The organism is Hymenobacter lutimineralis, assembly GCF_008271285.1.
GTDB lineage: Bacteria > Bacteroidota > Bacteroidia > Cytophagales > Hymenobacteraceae > Hymenobacter > Hymenobacter lutimineralis.
The window spans coordinates 1-14234 of sequence record NZ_VTHL01000024.1 but is presented as its reverse complement, the minus strand read 5'-3'; the positions used below and the strand labels follow the sequence as shown (position 1 = coordinate 14234).

The following is a 14234-nucleotide window of genomic DNA, read 5'->3' as shown; positions in this document are numbered from 1 at the left end:
AAGCAGGAGGCGAGGTTGCGGCACTACCAAGCTTCAAAGCTTAGGAATAATGCCGGCACAAGCTGCGCCGGCCTAATAACCTATCTTTGCTAGCACTTCCCACTTCTATCCTGCCTGATTTTCGCATGAAGTTCTCGCGTTATGCTTTGTTGGCCGGGCTCCTGCTCGTGCTGGCCGCCGTTCTTACCGCACTCGTCAACGCTCACCTGCTGGCCCTCGACCCCGTAGTGCCGCTCATTGCCCGCTGGGGAGCCCTGGCCGCCATGGTAGCCTACGCCACGCAGCGCCGCTCCCTCACGGTCTGGATTGTGGTTAGCATGTTCGTGGGGGCCGAGGTAGGCGCCGACTTCCCCAAAGAAGCCCAGAGCCTGAAGGTGCTCAGTGACGTGTTCCTGCGGCTGGTGAAAACCATTATTGCGCCCCTGGTATTTGCGACGCTGGTCGTGGGCATTGCCGGCCACGCTGACCTTAAGAAAGTAGGCCGCATGGGCGTGAAGTCCCTGATTTACTTTGAAATAGTCACCACGTTTGCCTTGTTCATCGGGCTGGCCGCTATTAACCTAACCAAGGCGGGTCGTTTGTCGCCGACGGTGCTGGCGGCAGCCCGGGCCAATAGCAACGTAAACGAGGTCATTGCCCAGGCGCCCAAGCAAACGGCGGCCGATATTATCACCCATATCTTCCCGGAAAATATTGCCAAGTCGGTAGCGGAGGGGCAGGTTTTGCAGGTGGTCGTATTTGCCATCATCTTCGCCATTGGTCTCGCTATGGTACACGGCAAGCACCGCCAGGCTATGCTGGATTGGTCGGAAAGCTTGTCGGAGGTGATGTTCAAGTTCACCAACGTGGTTATGTTCTTTGCCCCGCTGGGCGTGGGTGGTGCCATTGCCTACACCGTGGGCAAAATGGGCTTCGGGCCGCTGCTGAATGCCGTGCAGCTGCTGCTCACGCTCTACGCGGCCCTCATTGCCTTCCTGATTCTGGTGCTGCTGCCGGTGGCCCTTATTGCGCGCATTCCCATCAAGCGCTTCATTCAGGCCATTGCGGAGCCCGTCAGCATTGCCTTTGCCACCACATCCTCGGAGGCTGCCCTACCCCGGGCCATGGAAGCCATGGAAAGTATTGGGGTGCCGCGCCGGGTGGTGGCCTTCGTGATGCCTACGGGTTATTCTTTTAATCTGGATGGCACTACGCTGTACCTTTCCCTGGCGGCCGTATTCGTGGCCCAGGCAGCCGGCATCGAGCTGTCGTTTGGGCAGCAGCTGGTGATGGTGTTCACGCTGATGCTCACCAGCAAGGGGGTAGCGGGCGTGCCACGGGCGTCGTTGGTTATTCTGCTGGCTACGGTGGCCTCGTTCAATCTGCCCGACTGGCCGGTGTTCATCATCCTGGGCATTGATGCGCTGATGGATATGGCCCGCACTGCCGTAAACGTAATCGGCAACTGTCTGGCCTCGGCGGTTATTGCCCGTTGGGAAGGGGAGTTTGTGGATAACTACGTAGCCTCCGACCCGGTGCTGGATTTGGCCGAAGCCGACAGCAGCCTGGCGCACCCAGCCTAATCCAGCATTTGTACCACCTAGTCGGCCCCGGTTCTGTCTGCAGAGCCGGGGCTTTGTTTATTGGCAAGCCTTGCATACTCCCGGCATGCCCGCAACCCTGGAGCCCATGCCGGGGCTTACCGGTCGGGCTTACTTTCAGGCTTTGACAGGATGCTCAAAGCCATCTAGCGCCATTATCAAAATTTTCTTTTTATAGTTATATTATATTTTACAACATATTCAGGTGATTTGGCCACTTAAACCTTACATTTTGTAGCATGCTGCTGTTTAAAAATATAACTTAAGCAACAATATCAAGCTAAAAAGAAATAGAACAAAAAATAATTGTTATTATTCTATTTTTGCGTGCACGTATTTATCTATCAGTATGTTACCTTCGAAATCTTAAACCCTGTCCCTCCCCGCTACTCTTATGCTGACACTACGCTACGTTATGGTGCTTTGTGCTTTTCCGGCATTGTTTCTGGGCAGCTGCCGCTCGGCCGACCGAATCATGTTTAAGCCCAATCCCTCGGCTCTGTCTACCCGCCTGCCAGCCCTGGAAGTAGCGGTAGAAAATGGCCCCCTCAACCGCATCGAGGACGAGGCCACGACGGATCCTATTCAGCTGTTTCAGCGGGAGGCCAAGCAAAACCTGCTGGAGTCGAACGACAGTAGCGCCAAATTCGGGTTCGTAAAGCTGCAGGTAACCGAGGCCAAGCTGACGCGGGCTGGCAAAGGGTTTCACGTTATTCAAATGCTGGGCATGCTCACGCCTAGCCTGCTAGGTATTCCCGTAGAATATTTCCGCACGCGCCTGCGCGCCGAGCTGCAAGTGCTGGATGCCAACGGCGAAGTGGTAGGCTCTTACGTGGGCACGGGCAACTCTAATGTGCGCGTGGCCATGTACCACGGCTACTCCCAAACCTCAGCGCCCCGCCTGGCCGATACCGAAGCCCTGCGGCAGGCTCTGGCCCAGATCAAGCCCCAGCTCGATAGTGCCTCTGCCCGCCTGCGCACCCGGCTTATCAGCACCGGCCCCATGGAGGTAGCGGGCACGGCAGCTGGCTACGAACTCCCCCCCGCGGCGGCATCTACTACGCAGCCAAACGAAGAGTAGCCCTGCCTCAGACCGGCAAACCACTTGAATACCAAAAGAAAACCCGCTTGGGCTACCTGCCCGAGCGGTTTTTCTTTTGCCTCATTAAACTCCAGAAAGTCCGCTGGCTCTATAGCAACATGGTCGGTTTGTTCGTTGCTGTCTTTATGAAGCCATTTTTCTCTTCCCTGGCGCGCCTTGCGGTGCTGTTGGTATTTCCTGTTTCACTTTCTCTGGGGGCGCCCCGTCCGCAGCCTCCCGGCCACCGGGAAGCGCGAACCTACGTGCGCCAGCAAGTACTGCCTCTGGTACGCCAGCAGCGCCTGAAGCTGGAGCCCTACCTGACGGCCGCCGACCAGGCCCGCCTCGCCGATTACCGAACCCAGCTTCGCCGCCTGCAGGAGCAGCACACCCTGCTGCGGCGCCCGGGACCGGAAAAGCAGCGCACTGAAGCTCAGCACCAGCAGGCCCGGGAACTACGCGCTGCCCGCCAGCTGCTGCTCCGCGAAGTGGCCCAACTGGCCCAACCCTACGAAACGCTTATTGCGCAGCTGGCTTCCGATGTGCAGCCTCAGCGGGCACAGTGGTCTACCGACTTGCGGGTTATCCGGCAGAAGTATGCCTCCGGCTCTCTGGTTCGCGCCGCCTCTGGCCGCCCCGCCCCGGAGCTCATCCAGCCCGACGTATATTTTGCCCCGGTGCGCTTTCTGCTGCTGGTACCGAAAGCAGCCCCCACGCTCCGCCCCGGCGCCGTCACTGAGCAGGCAAAGGCCACGGGGCCTATCACCATCTTCCCCAACCCCATAGTGCCGCTTAGCAAGGTACAGTACTTCGTGCCCAAGCCGGGCAATGTGCTGGTGGAGCTACTCAACAACCAGGGCACCGTGGTGCGCACCTTGCTGCAGCAAACGCAGGAGAAAGGGGAACATGCCTTGCCCCTGCCCACCCAGGAGCTGGCACGCGGGACCTACTACGTCAAAATCACCACGCGCACCGGCACCGAAACCCAGCGCTTCGTGAAAAACTAGCGGGCGGGGCCCCGCCGTGCTGCCGGCGCCCTATCTTTACGCCTGATGGCACCACGTTTTTCTCTCGGCACTTTATTGGTTGGGCTCCTGGCGGGTCTGGGAGCCTGCTGCGGCAGCACTGCCTGCGACTGTCAGGATGCCCACGCCGATGCTTTTTACCTGCAGTTCAGCCTCGATTCTGCGGCAACGGGTCAGGGGTTTCGGGCGGCAGAGCTGGACACCATCCAGCTGATTCGCCGCACCATCAGCGAGAAAGTCCCGCGCCGGGCCGATACGGTGCAGGTGGTGCGCAGCCGCCAGGCGCTGGCCGCTCCCCTCCTGCTGGAGCGCACTACGCCTTTCCCGGCCCGCGACACGCTCCAGACGACCGACTATACCTACAGCCTCCTGCTGCCTAAAGCGAATCCGGCCCAGCGCTACGAGCTGACGGATGTGGTTATTGACGGCGGTTTTGAGGCCGATGGCTGCTGCACCTGCTACCAGAACCGCAAAAAATCCCTGCGGGTAGACGGACAACCCTATGATGTGGTCGACCCGGCGGCCAATAACGGCGCCGTTCCCATCAAGCTCGTCCGTAAGTAGGCCACCCAAGCGGCGCTTTTCGCGTATAGGGCTGCACGGCCATTGGCGCAGCTTGTTTGCCTTGGCGCCGCGCCTCGACTCCCGTTTATGACCACTACTGCCACGCTGGAACGCCCGGCCTCAACCGGTTTTTTTCCGTTTAAAACCTCGCTCAGCTTTGAGCCCCTGATTCGCTACTGGGAAAGCCGACAGCAGGATGCCAACCAAGGCACGGCCATGCTGGCGAAGGCCATTATGACGCAGGTAGAGCAAGCCGCCTGGAGCCGGGGCAACATCACCGACCTGCGCGACCTGGAATGCGGCTGCGACCTGACGGAAACGCTGATGCTGGCCGTGTTTCCGCCAGCCTCCTTTGATACCGATATCAGCGGCGTGACGCCCCCGTTCACCCGCTACAGCTTCTACCAGACCCCGCGTTTTGCCGAGGTGCTGCTCAACGCCAACCATAGCGTGAAGCAGCCGCTGAATGTAGACGCCGCCACCATGGAAATTTACATGGCGCGCATGGCCTATATGCTGATTCTGGACAAGGTCTACGGCGTGAAGCTGCCCCTGAACAGCACCATTATTTTCACGGTGCCCGACTACAGCATTGGCCTTTACCGGCACTACGGAGTAGAGTTCAACTCCACGTTTGTGGAAGTGCAGGTAGTAGATACCGCCCCGGAGCTTACCTCCGAGCAGATCGAATACCTCAGCCACAACCTGCACCGGCTGGATGTCTGGAAGGAAGTGCTGCCGCCGGAACATTTTGAGCTGAGCGGCTTCAACATCATTCACTTAGTAGACGTCACCGACCAGGAAATTCTCTCGGAGCTCAAATACGACCTGCTGGAGCGCGACGTGCTGCAAGCCTCCGACCGGCTAGAGCAGATCCAGGAGAAGCTGCGGGTGCTGTTTGGGCGGCCGTTTTTACAGCTGGGCATAGCCGCCTACGACGAAAAGAAGCGGGCCTTCGTGGACTTTGGCCGCAAAATCAACCATAGCTTTATTACCAAGCAGCTGGCCAAGCAGCAGGAAGCCAGCGCCGGTTTTCGCCAGCTCTACGCCCGCCTGCTCATTGACCGCCAGCCCCTGGTGCTGGAAAACGTAGAAACCGCCGACCTGCCCGAAGATCTGCGCCAACAGATTCTGGCCCTGGGCATCCGCTCGGCTATTCTGGCCCTGCTGCCCTATGGCGACGATACAGTAGGGCTGCTGGAGCTCGGCTCGCCCCAGGTGGGCGACCTGGACGAGTTCTGCCTGGAGAAAGTAAATCAGTTTGTGCCGCTGTTTGCGGTGGCCGTGAAGCGCAACGCCGAGGAAATTCAGACGCGGGTGCAGGCCATTGTGAAGGAGAAATTCACAGCCATCCACCCTACGATGGAGTGGCGCTTTACCGACGCGGCCCTCAACCTGCTCAGCCAGCTGGAAGACGGCAACAAGAACGCGGAAATGGAAGACATTGTCTTTCACGAAGTGTACCCCCTGCACGGCTCCAGCGACATCCGGGGCAGCAGCACGGCCCGCAACGAAGCCATCCAGGGCGACCTAATTGAGCACCTTACCCTGGCCAACAAGGCCCTGAAAAAAGCCTCCGAACTCCAGGCCCTGCCCATTCTGGATGAGCTGAAGTTCTACGTAAACAAAAACCTGCGCCGCCTGCGCCAGGGACTGGTAACGGGGGACGAAGTCACCATCCTGGACTCGCTGCGCACCCAGGTAGAGCCCTTGTTCGAGTACCTGGCGCAGAACACCCCGGAGCTGCGCCCCGTGATTGGCGAGTACTGGAACAACATCGACCCGGAGCTGGGCATTCTCTACAAGCGGCGCAAAGCCTTTGAGCAGAGCGTGACCATGCTCAACGATATGGTGAGCGACTACCTCGACGAAGAGGAACAGAAGGCTCAGCAGATGTTTCCGCACTACTTCCAGCGCTTTAAAACCGATGGCGTAGAGTTCAACATTTACGTGGGCGCCTCCCTGGTAGAGAACAAGCCCTTCGACCTAATTTTCCTGAAAAACCTGCGCTTGTGGCAACTCCTGGCCATGGTGGAAATCACGCGGCGCACGGCGGCCCTGAAAAAGCAGCTGCCCCTGCCCCTGGAAACCACCCAGCTGGTGCTGGTACACGGGCAGCCGCTCAGCATCCGTTTCCGGCAGGACGAGCGGCAGTTTGACGTGGACGGCGCCTACAACATCCGCTACGAAATCATCAAGAAGCGCATCGACAAGGCCACGGTGCAGGGCACCGGGGAGCGGCTCACCCAGCCGGGCCTCCTGGCCCTGGTGTACAGCCAGGCCCGGGAAGCCACCGAATACATGGAGTACATCGACTACCTACAGGACCGCAACCTGCTGGAGCCCGAGGTAGAAGAACTGGAGCTGGAGGAGCTGCAGGGCGTGAAGGGCTTACTTGCCCTGCGCGTGAAAGTTAAACTCTAGCACCAACCGGAGCAAAGCCAGCCACATTAGTCCGGCCGCAAAACCGGCCAGCACATCGGTAGCGTAGTGCACGTGCAGGTAGATGCGGGTGAGGCCAATAAGCAAAGCCCAGCCCAGCAGTACCAGGGCCCACCCCGGCCGCCGGGCGTGGCGCCAGAGCAGCCAGGCCAGGCACCCGTACAAAGCCATACCGATCATGGCGTGGCCGCTGGGAAAGCTCAGGCCGGGCTGGGGCAGCAGAGCCGAGAGGGGCCGCCCGCGCTGGTAATGCACCTTCAGCAGCTGGTTGAACAAGGCCGACCCGGCTACGGCCAGCAGCACTTCCCAGGCCTCACGGCGGTAGCCGGCCCGGGCCAGCCCTCCAGGAATCAGCAGCCCAGCTGCTACCAGAAAAGGCAACGAAGCAAATAGAGTGATACCACGAGCCAAGGGCGTCAGGCCCGGCCAGGCAGCTCGTAGGGCGTCCATCTGCTGAAAAGCCCAGCTATCCAGGGCCGCCGACTTCTCCACGAACACCACCCGGGTGAGGTAGAAAAACAGGAGCAGGGCCGCCCCAAATACCAGCCCCAGCACCGCGGCTTCGGTGGTAAAAACAGCTAAGCGGGCCAGCAGACGGGCAACAACGTTTCGCATACGCATTTTCTCAACGCAGCCTTTTCCTGGGAGGTCAGGACGCCCCGCAGACGAAGGCCCAAACAAAAAAGCCGGCCCTGAAAAGGGCCGGCTTTCGTGGTGCGCTCGGAGAGACTCGAACTCTCACACCTTGCGGAACTGCCGCCTGAAGACAGCGCGTCTACCAATTTCGCCACAAGCGCAGCTTTTGTCTTGGGCTTAAACTCCGAGGGGTCTGGCCTTTTGACGTTGCAAAGATACGCGCCTAATTCCGGGAATGTCAAGGCAGGCGTTACTTTTTTCGTAAAATAAATTGCGAATGCGCGCTACTAGGCCTGTTTTTCAGTTAATTGCGGGCTGTGCTTAAACTGTTTTTTGACCGTTTTTTCCAGCCTTCGGAGTAGCGGAATAGCCATGAGCAACCAGGTGCCACCCGCCAGCAGGCCCGCCAGTACATCGGTGGCGTAGTGCACCCGTAAATACACGCGAGTGGCCCCAATCAGCAGAATCAGCAAACTCAAAAACCCGATCAGGGCTATGCGCAGCCAACGCTGCTGCCGTACGTGCGTGTACACCAGGTAAATGAGCAAGCCGTAAAAGCAGGCCGAAATCATGGCGTGGCCGCTGGGGAAGCTCAGGCCGCTGGCCGAGGTGAGCGGCAGCAGGGGCCGGGGGCGCTGGTAGAGGTTTTTGAGCACCAGGTTCAGGCAGATGCCGCCCAGCGCCACAACCGGCACCATGAGCGTGTACCAGCGGTGCCGGCGCAGCACCAAGAACCAGGCAATCAGCGCCAGGGACGCGGGCACGATGAAGTTGCGCGAGGCCAGAAAGGTAATGGCCTCCACCCACGGCTGCCGCCCGGCCCCAAAGAAGGCCTTCGTCCAGCGGAAAGCGGCTTCGTCAAACGGGGCGGCATCCTGGTCCAGCACTTCCCGGCTGATGTAGAGAAACCCGGCTACGCCCAGTACCCCCACCAGTAGCACCAGGGCAAACTCCGTGAGAAACAGAACGGCTCCGGCCAGCAGGCGGCGCAGGTGGTGGGTCATAGAAATGCAGGGATGCGTAAAGGAGTGAGTAGCTTTAACGGCCCCGTGGCAGAAAAGCTGCATTGAGGTGCTGGTTTGCCCCACGCCCGGCCACCTCCAGGCAGTTTAATATTTCGATTTTTTGGCTGTTTCTCCTTTCCATAACGACGCTGGCTTCGACCGGGTGGCGGCTTTCTACGACCCACTCTCCCGGCTGGTGTTTGGCCGCAGTCTGCAGCGGGTCCAGCGGCAGGCCCTGGCTTGCTTGCCTACGGGGGGCCCACACGTCTTGCTTATTGGCGGGGGCACCGGGTGGGTGCTGCCCGAGCTGCTCCGCCTCCGCCCCCAGGCCCAGGTGCTGTACCTGGAAGCCTCGCCCGAAATGCTGCGGCAGGCCCGGAAAACGCTGCGCCGGCAGGCCCCCCAGCACATGGAGCAAGTAGAGTTTCGGCTGGGCACGGAGGCAGCCCTGGCCCCGCAAGAGCAGTTTGATGCCGTGCTGACGTTTTTCCTGCTGGACCTCTTCGCCCCGGCCCGGCTCCACGAGCTGGTTCAGCGGCTAAACCGGGCACGCCGACCGCAGGCGCCGTGGCTGGTCGCCGATTTTGCCCCGCCCCGCGCCTGGTGGCAGCACGCCCTGCTAAAGGCTATGTACTGTTTTTTTGGTTTTACCACCGGCATCAGCGGGCGGCAGCTCCCCGATATCCGCGCTGCCCTGGCAGGCGTGGGCCTGCTGGCCGGGCCGGCGCAGTCTGGCTACGGAGGAATGGTAGAAGCGGTGGGGTTTTACCCGGCGTGAAATTGGTAGCCCGGCGGCCGGCGGCCCCGCGGCCCCAAGGCTACGCATAGCACTTTCCCAAGGAAGGCAACTGTACTTCGGGCGTAGTAGCTTCGTTGTTGGTTCGTAGTAGCTTCGATGTAGCTTCGTATAACCCGCAGGCAGAACGGCAGAACGCCGGATTGTACTCTTCCCGAACCACCCCCGGCAGCAGCCTGCTGGCGGGTGGCCCGCTACCGGCTACTACCGCCCCCACTTGCCCGCCCGATTGCCGCCCGGGTAAGCGGCTGGTTGCCGGTCGTCTGCTACATTTACCCTACCGACTTCTTCCCTATCTTCCTGCTCTATGCCAAAATCTACCGTTTCTCTTCTGCTGGCGCTTGCCTGGCCACTGGCTTTTGGGGCGGGTGCGCGGGCCCAGTCTCCCGTGCGCTACGCGCTGAGCTTCCCCAATGCTGTGCACCACGAAGCGCAGGTACAGGTGACTTTTACCGATTTGCCGGCGGAAAAGCCCCTGCAGGTGCACATGGCCCGCTCTTCCCCCGGGCGCTATGCCCTGCACGAGTTTGCCAAGAACATCTACGAGGTGCGGGCCACCGACGCCCAGGGCCGTGCCTTGCCCCTCGCCCACCCCGACCCGTACAGCTGGACGGTGACGGGCCACGGCGGCACTGTCCAGTTCAGCTACACGCTCTACGGCGACCGGACCGATGGCACCTATGCCGGGATTGATGCCCAGCACGCTCACCTCAACATCCCGGCAACCCTGGCCTACGCCGACGGCCTGGAGCAGCGCCCGGCCGAAGTACGCTTTGCCCTGCCGCCCGGCTGGCAGGTAGCTACCCAGCTGCAGCCCACGGCCACGGCGGGCGTATACACCGCTCCGCACCTGCAATACCTCATGGACTCGCCTACATCCCTGGGCCCGCAGAAGATGCGCTCCTGGCAGGAGCAGGGAAAAACCATTGAGCTGGCCGTGCTGCACACCGGTACTGATGCCGAGCTGGATGCCTACGCCGACCAAACCAAGAAGATAGTAAAGGAAGCCGCGGCCATCTTCGGCGGGCTGCCCGACTACGACTTCGGCCGCTATACGTTTGTGGCCAACTACCTGCCCCAAGCCAGCGGCGACGGGATGGAACACCGTAACTCCACTTCCGTTACCAATGCCCGCCCGCTGAGCAAGGAGGGCGCCCTCGGCAACCTGAGCACCGTGTCGCACGAGTTCTTCCACGGCTGGAACGTGGAGCGCATCCGCCCGCGCGACCTGGAGCCTTTCCGCTTCGACCGGGCCAACATGAGCAGCTGCCTTTGGTTTGCCGAAGGCTTCACCCAATATTACGGCGACCTGCTGATGCGCCGCTCGGGTGCCCTCACCAATGAGCAGTTTGCTGCCAACGACCTGTCGGGGCTGGTAAATGCCATGCTGAATGCTCCGGGAGCTAAGCGGTTCTCGCCGGTGCACATGAGCCAGCAGGCGCCCTTCGTGGATGCCGCCGCCGCCATCGACCCGAATAACCGCTCGAATACCTATTTGAGCTACTACCTTATTGGCGGGGCCAATGCCCTGGCCCTGGACCTGGAGCTACGTCAGCGGTTCAAAACAGACCTCGATGCTTTCATGCGCGAAGTGTGGCAGCAGCACGGCAAGCCCCAGCGCGACTACGCACCGGCCCGGCCCTATACCCTGGCAGATCTGCAGCGCATCTTAGGCAAAACAGCCCGGGATACTGCCTTTGCCGGTCAGTTCTTTCGTCAGCACATTCAGGGGCATACATTGCCCAATTTTACGGCATTGCTGGCCCCGGCGGGCATGGTGGTGCGCAAGGCCCACGCCGGCCGTGCCAGCCTGGGAGTCAGCCGCCTGCAGTTTGTCAACAATCAGCTCACCGTTGGCTCGGGCACCCTGCTCGGCGACCCGCTGTACGTGGCGGGCCTCGACCGGGGCGACCAGCTGCTCAAACTGGACGGCAAGGCGCTGAAAGACCAGAAAGCATTTGAGAAGCTGCTAGGCAAGCACAAGCCCGGCGACGTGGTGCAGGTAGAGGTACGCTCCCGGGGACAGGTGCGCACCCTCCCGGTTACCTTGCAAGAGGATGAGGAGCTGGAGGTAGTACTTACGGAGAAAACCGGGCAGCAGCCCACCCCCGAGCAGTTGGCCTTCCGCGCCGCCTGGCTGGACGCCAAAGCCAAGTAAGGACTGAAGGCACCGAACTCAATCGGCTACCTACTTCCTTCAAAAAGCACTGGTAAATCCCCGTAGCTCTGCCCCGGTTTGCTGGCGGCCAGGGCTACGGGGATTTGCTTTCCGGCAGCCTGCCTTCGGCCAGCAGTGGTTTGAAGCTGGGTGGTCCTGATAGAAAACAGCAGCGCCAAAATACCCACATCCGGGTATTGTAGCTGCTGAGTTGGCCTCGCATCTTGCTAAGCTTAAACTGCTAGCAAATCACTACGCTACCAGGCGGTTGGCTTTTTGCCGGCCGCCTGGTCCTTTTTGCTTCGCTCCTCCCTCCTATTACCTGCCTATGCAACTTTCTACCCGTCTGACGCTTATCCTGGGCCTGGCCCTCTCTACCCCGGCCCTAAGTCAGCCCACGCTCAGTCCGGCCCACGGCAACTACCACGGCCTGGGCGAAGTGCTCTGGAACCCGGCCACCGTGGCCGACAGCCGCTACCTGTTTCAGCTGCAGCTTTTTTCCCTGGATGTCACGGCCTCCAACACGGCGTATGCCTACACCGGGCCCTGGTCGCTGAAAAACCCGGGCAGCGGCCTAGAATTTTCCCCCGAGTACCTCACCCTGCGCAACGACAAGCCCCGGCATTTGGTGGGGCTGGGCCTCGATGCCCGCGGCCCCGGCTTACAGGTGCGCCTGAATGCCAACAACGGCCTGGCGTTTCAGACCCGGGTGCGCACCGCTTTCCAGGGCAATGCCGTGTCGGCCTCCTTGCTGCAGGATGCCGTAAACGAGTTTGAGGGCGTGCGCCGCTCCGATGATAATACGTTCAATTTCAACATGAACGCCTTTGCGGAGTGGAACCTGACTTACGGGCGCACAGTCATCAACGACGAAGCCCACTTTCTGAAAGCCGGAATTACGCTGAAGCGGCTGATTGGACTGGGGGCCGCCTATATACAAAGCCGCCAGCTCGACTACGAGATATTGCCTGATAACGCCACTACCGGCGATACGGTGCTGCGCCTGCACCGCTTTGAGGGTGGTGCGGGCTTTTCCAACCCCAGCGAGCTGGCTAACCTGGACCTGAACACGGCCCGGCGCTGGCTCACGAAAGGCTCCGGCCCCGGCAGTGGCTGGGGCGCCGACCTGGGGGTAGTGTACGAGTTCCGGCCTGACCATGCCACGTATTATTACACCACCAAAAAGGGCGAGCGGCGGCCCGACGCTTCGCGCAACAAGTATAAATACCGCGTATCGGTGGCCCTGACCGATATTGGTGGCATCCGCTACCGCACCAACGCCGCCGCTTACGACGTGACGGCCTCGAACCTGGGCGTCAGCCAGGCTGATCTGGAGGGCATCGACGAAGACAACGTGGAGGAGCGGATTCGCGCTATCCTGCGCACCGACCGCTACGAGGAGCAGACCAGCTTCCGGATGGGCTTGCCCACCACCCTGAACGTGGACGTGGACTACCACCTAAGCTGGAAGTTTTACCTCAACGCGGCCGTGCGCCAAAACCTGCGGGGCCGCTTTGCCCCCGGCATGCGCACGTTCTCCTATGCCTCGGTCACGCCCCGCCTGGAAACCCGCTGGCTGGAAGTGGCTACGCCCGTGCTGCTCACCAATAACTACCGCACGGCGGCTTTTGGGGTATCGGCGCGGGCAGGAATCTTCCTGCTGGGCACCAACGACCTGGGCTCCCTGCTGGGCGGTAAAAACCGGATGGGCAGCAACGTGTATTTCGGCGTTTCGCCCCTGAGCTGGGCCAACTGGCGGCCTTCGGCTAAATCCCGCAAGAGCAAGGTCAGCAAGGTGGCGCCGGCCCTCAAGCAGCCGGTAACGCCGCCTGCCACCCCGGCAACAAGCACCCCTGCAGCGCCCGATTCCCTGGCGGCTCCGGTTTCTGCACCGGTTACCGCCCCAACGGACTCGCTGACGACGCCAGCGGCCGCCCCCGCCACTGCACCAGCAGATTCCAGCGCTACGCCCGCCGCTACGCCAACGACAGTACCTACTACCCCGGTTACGCCGGCTCAACTCAGGCTTCCATTTTTCCTTCCCGGCCGCTATACGGTGCTGCCCCGGCAATATTGCTTCTCAACCCGGCACTGGTCCAACCAGTACGCTGCCTGCTTCCGGGGGCCGCGGCACAGCCCCGTCGGCAGCTAGAAACCGGCGTACAAGCTCAGGCCAAGCCACACCAATGCCCCAATGCAGCCTAGCACTAGGATATTGCGCCCATGCTGGCGGTCGGAGGCAGTGAAGGCGGGCCGCTGGGAACCATCGTGCAGCTGTTTCTGGTGCGAGTAGAGGTGCCAGCCGATGAACACCGCCAGCAGCCCGCCCAGCAAGGCCATCAGATAGCCCGCCAGAATCCAGGCCCGCTGGCTTTCCTCGGGGCGGGCCAGGACCTGCAGCCGGTTGCGGCGCAGCAGCCGCACCACGTCGGCCGATACATCGTGGCCCCGCTCGCGCAGTAGCTGGCGGGCCAGGGTCACGTCAAAGCTGCTCCACTCATCGGCTTTGGTCAGCACCTCAAACAGTTCATCCGTGCTGAAAGCCAGCAGGTAGTAATCGGGAGCGAGGGTATCGGCCTGGGGCTGGTTGGCTGCTTCTTCTAGGCGGCGTACCGTTTCAAAGTCAGCCGGGTAGAGTTTTACTTCCAGTCGCGGGTTGCTGGCGGCATGCCCGAAGTTGACATCAAAGGGCGGCCGATCGTAAACCGTTTCAAACGGAATCTGGTGCTCCCGCAGCAGGGCTAATAACGGGTAGGCGGCTCTGGCCGTGGGAAAGGCCTGATAGGTGCGTAGCTCTGCCATAAAGAATAGAACAGGAAGCTAGATAACCCAAGTTGCGGGCTATTGCGGTCATAAAAAAAGTCTGTTCGGCGTGAACAGGCTAGGTTTGGGTCTCTGACCTCCCAAGCCCCTGCCACTCATGCGCGAACAGACCGTTGCAATGTACT

At 60.9% G+C, this 14234-nt stretch carries 11 protein-coding genes and 1 tRNA gene; 8 read left to right on the top strand and 4 right to left on the bottom strand.

Annotated elements, in window-relative coordinates; all coding sequences use genetic code 11:
- The first annotated feature begins 125 nt into the window (after nt 1–125).
- From FY528_RS18035 to FY528_RS18015, 5 genes are all read left to right on the top strand, one after another.
- On the top strand, nt 126–1562 hold the full coding sequence (locus FY528_RS18035) for a dicarboxylate/amino acid:cation symporter (RefSeq protein ID WP_149072425.1): 1437 nt from the start codon (nt 126–128) through the stop codon (nt 1560–1562).
- Nucleotides 1563–1974: 412 nt separating this feature from the next.
- Nucleotides 1975–2661 carry a hypothetical protein gene (locus FY528_RS18030; protein WP_149072424.1) on the top strand — a complete coding sequence of 229 codons (687 nt, stop codon included), beginning with the start codon at nt 1975–1977 and terminating at the stop codon, nt 2659–2661.
- A gap of 146 nt (nt 2662–2807) precedes the next feature.
- Nucleotides 2808–3668, top strand: coding sequence for a T9SS type A sorting domain-containing protein (locus FY528_RS18025; protein ID WP_149072423.1), 861 nt, complete (start codon nt 2808–2810; stop codon nt 3666–3668).
- Between the two features lie 45 nt (nt 3669–3713).
- Nucleotides 3714–4250, top strand: a complete 537-nt coding sequence (locus FY528_RS18020; RefSeq protein ID WP_149072422.1) for a hypothetical protein — start codon at nt 3714–3716, stop codon at nt 4248–4250.
- A gap of 87 nt (nt 4251–4337) precedes the next feature.
- Nucleotides 4338–6674, top strand: a complete 2337-nt coding sequence (locus FY528_RS18015; RefSeq protein ID WP_149072421.1) for a GAF domain-containing protein — start codon at nt 4338–4340, stop codon at nt 6672–6674.
- Here the strand turns inward: FY528_RS18015 and FY528_RS18010 are convergent.
- From FY528_RS18010 to FY528_RS18000, 3 genes are all read right to left on the bottom strand, one after another.
- On the bottom strand, nt 6642–7307 hold the full coding sequence (locus tag FY528_RS18010) for a phosphatase PAP2 family protein (RefSeq protein WP_187632183.1): 666 nt from the start codon (nt 7305–7307) through the stop codon (nt 6642–6644). The genes FY528_RS18015 and FY528_RS18010 overlap by 33 nt on opposite strands.
- 97 nt (nt 7308–7404) lie before the next feature.
- Nucleotides 7405–7489, bottom strand: a tRNA-Leu gene (locus tag FY528_RS18005).
- A 126-nt stretch (nt 7490–7615) separates the two neighbouring features.
- Nucleotides 7616–8332 carry a phosphatase PAP2 family protein gene (locus FY528_RS18000; protein WP_149072419.1) on the bottom strand — a complete coding sequence of 239 codons (717 nt, stop codon included), beginning with the start codon at nt 8330–8332 and terminating at the stop codon, nt 7616–7618.
- Between the two features lie 121 nt (nt 8333–8453).
- Between FY528_RS18000 and FY528_RS17995 the strand changes: the two genes are divergently transcribed.
- From FY528_RS17995 to FY528_RS17985, 3 genes are all read left to right on the top strand, one after another.
- Complete coding sequence (locus tag FY528_RS17995; protein WP_149072418.1) at nt 8454–9110, top strand: class I SAM-dependent methyltransferase; 657 nt, start codon at nt 8454–8456, stop codon at nt 9108–9110.
- 325 nt (nt 9111–9435) lie between these two features.
- Nucleotides 9436–11286 (top strand): M61 family metallopeptidase, encoded by a 1851-nt coding sequence (locus FY528_RS17990; protein WP_149072417.1) that lies wholly within the window; start codon nt 9436–9438, stop codon nt 11284–11286.
- 328 nt (nt 11287–11614) lie between these two features.
- Nucleotides 11615–13438, top strand: a complete 1824-nt coding sequence (locus tag FY528_RS17985; RefSeq protein WP_149072416.1) for a DUF5723 family protein — start codon at nt 11615–11617, stop codon at nt 13436–13438.
- Here FY528_RS17985 and FY528_RS17980 read toward each other — a convergent pair.
- Nucleotides 13435–14088, bottom strand: a complete 654-nt coding sequence (locus tag FY528_RS17980) for a hypothetical protein (protein ID WP_149072415.1) — start codon at nt 14086–14088, stop codon at nt 13435–13437. The genes FY528_RS17985 and FY528_RS17980 overlap by 4 nt on opposite strands.
- Nucleotides 14089–14234 lie beyond the last annotated feature (146 nt).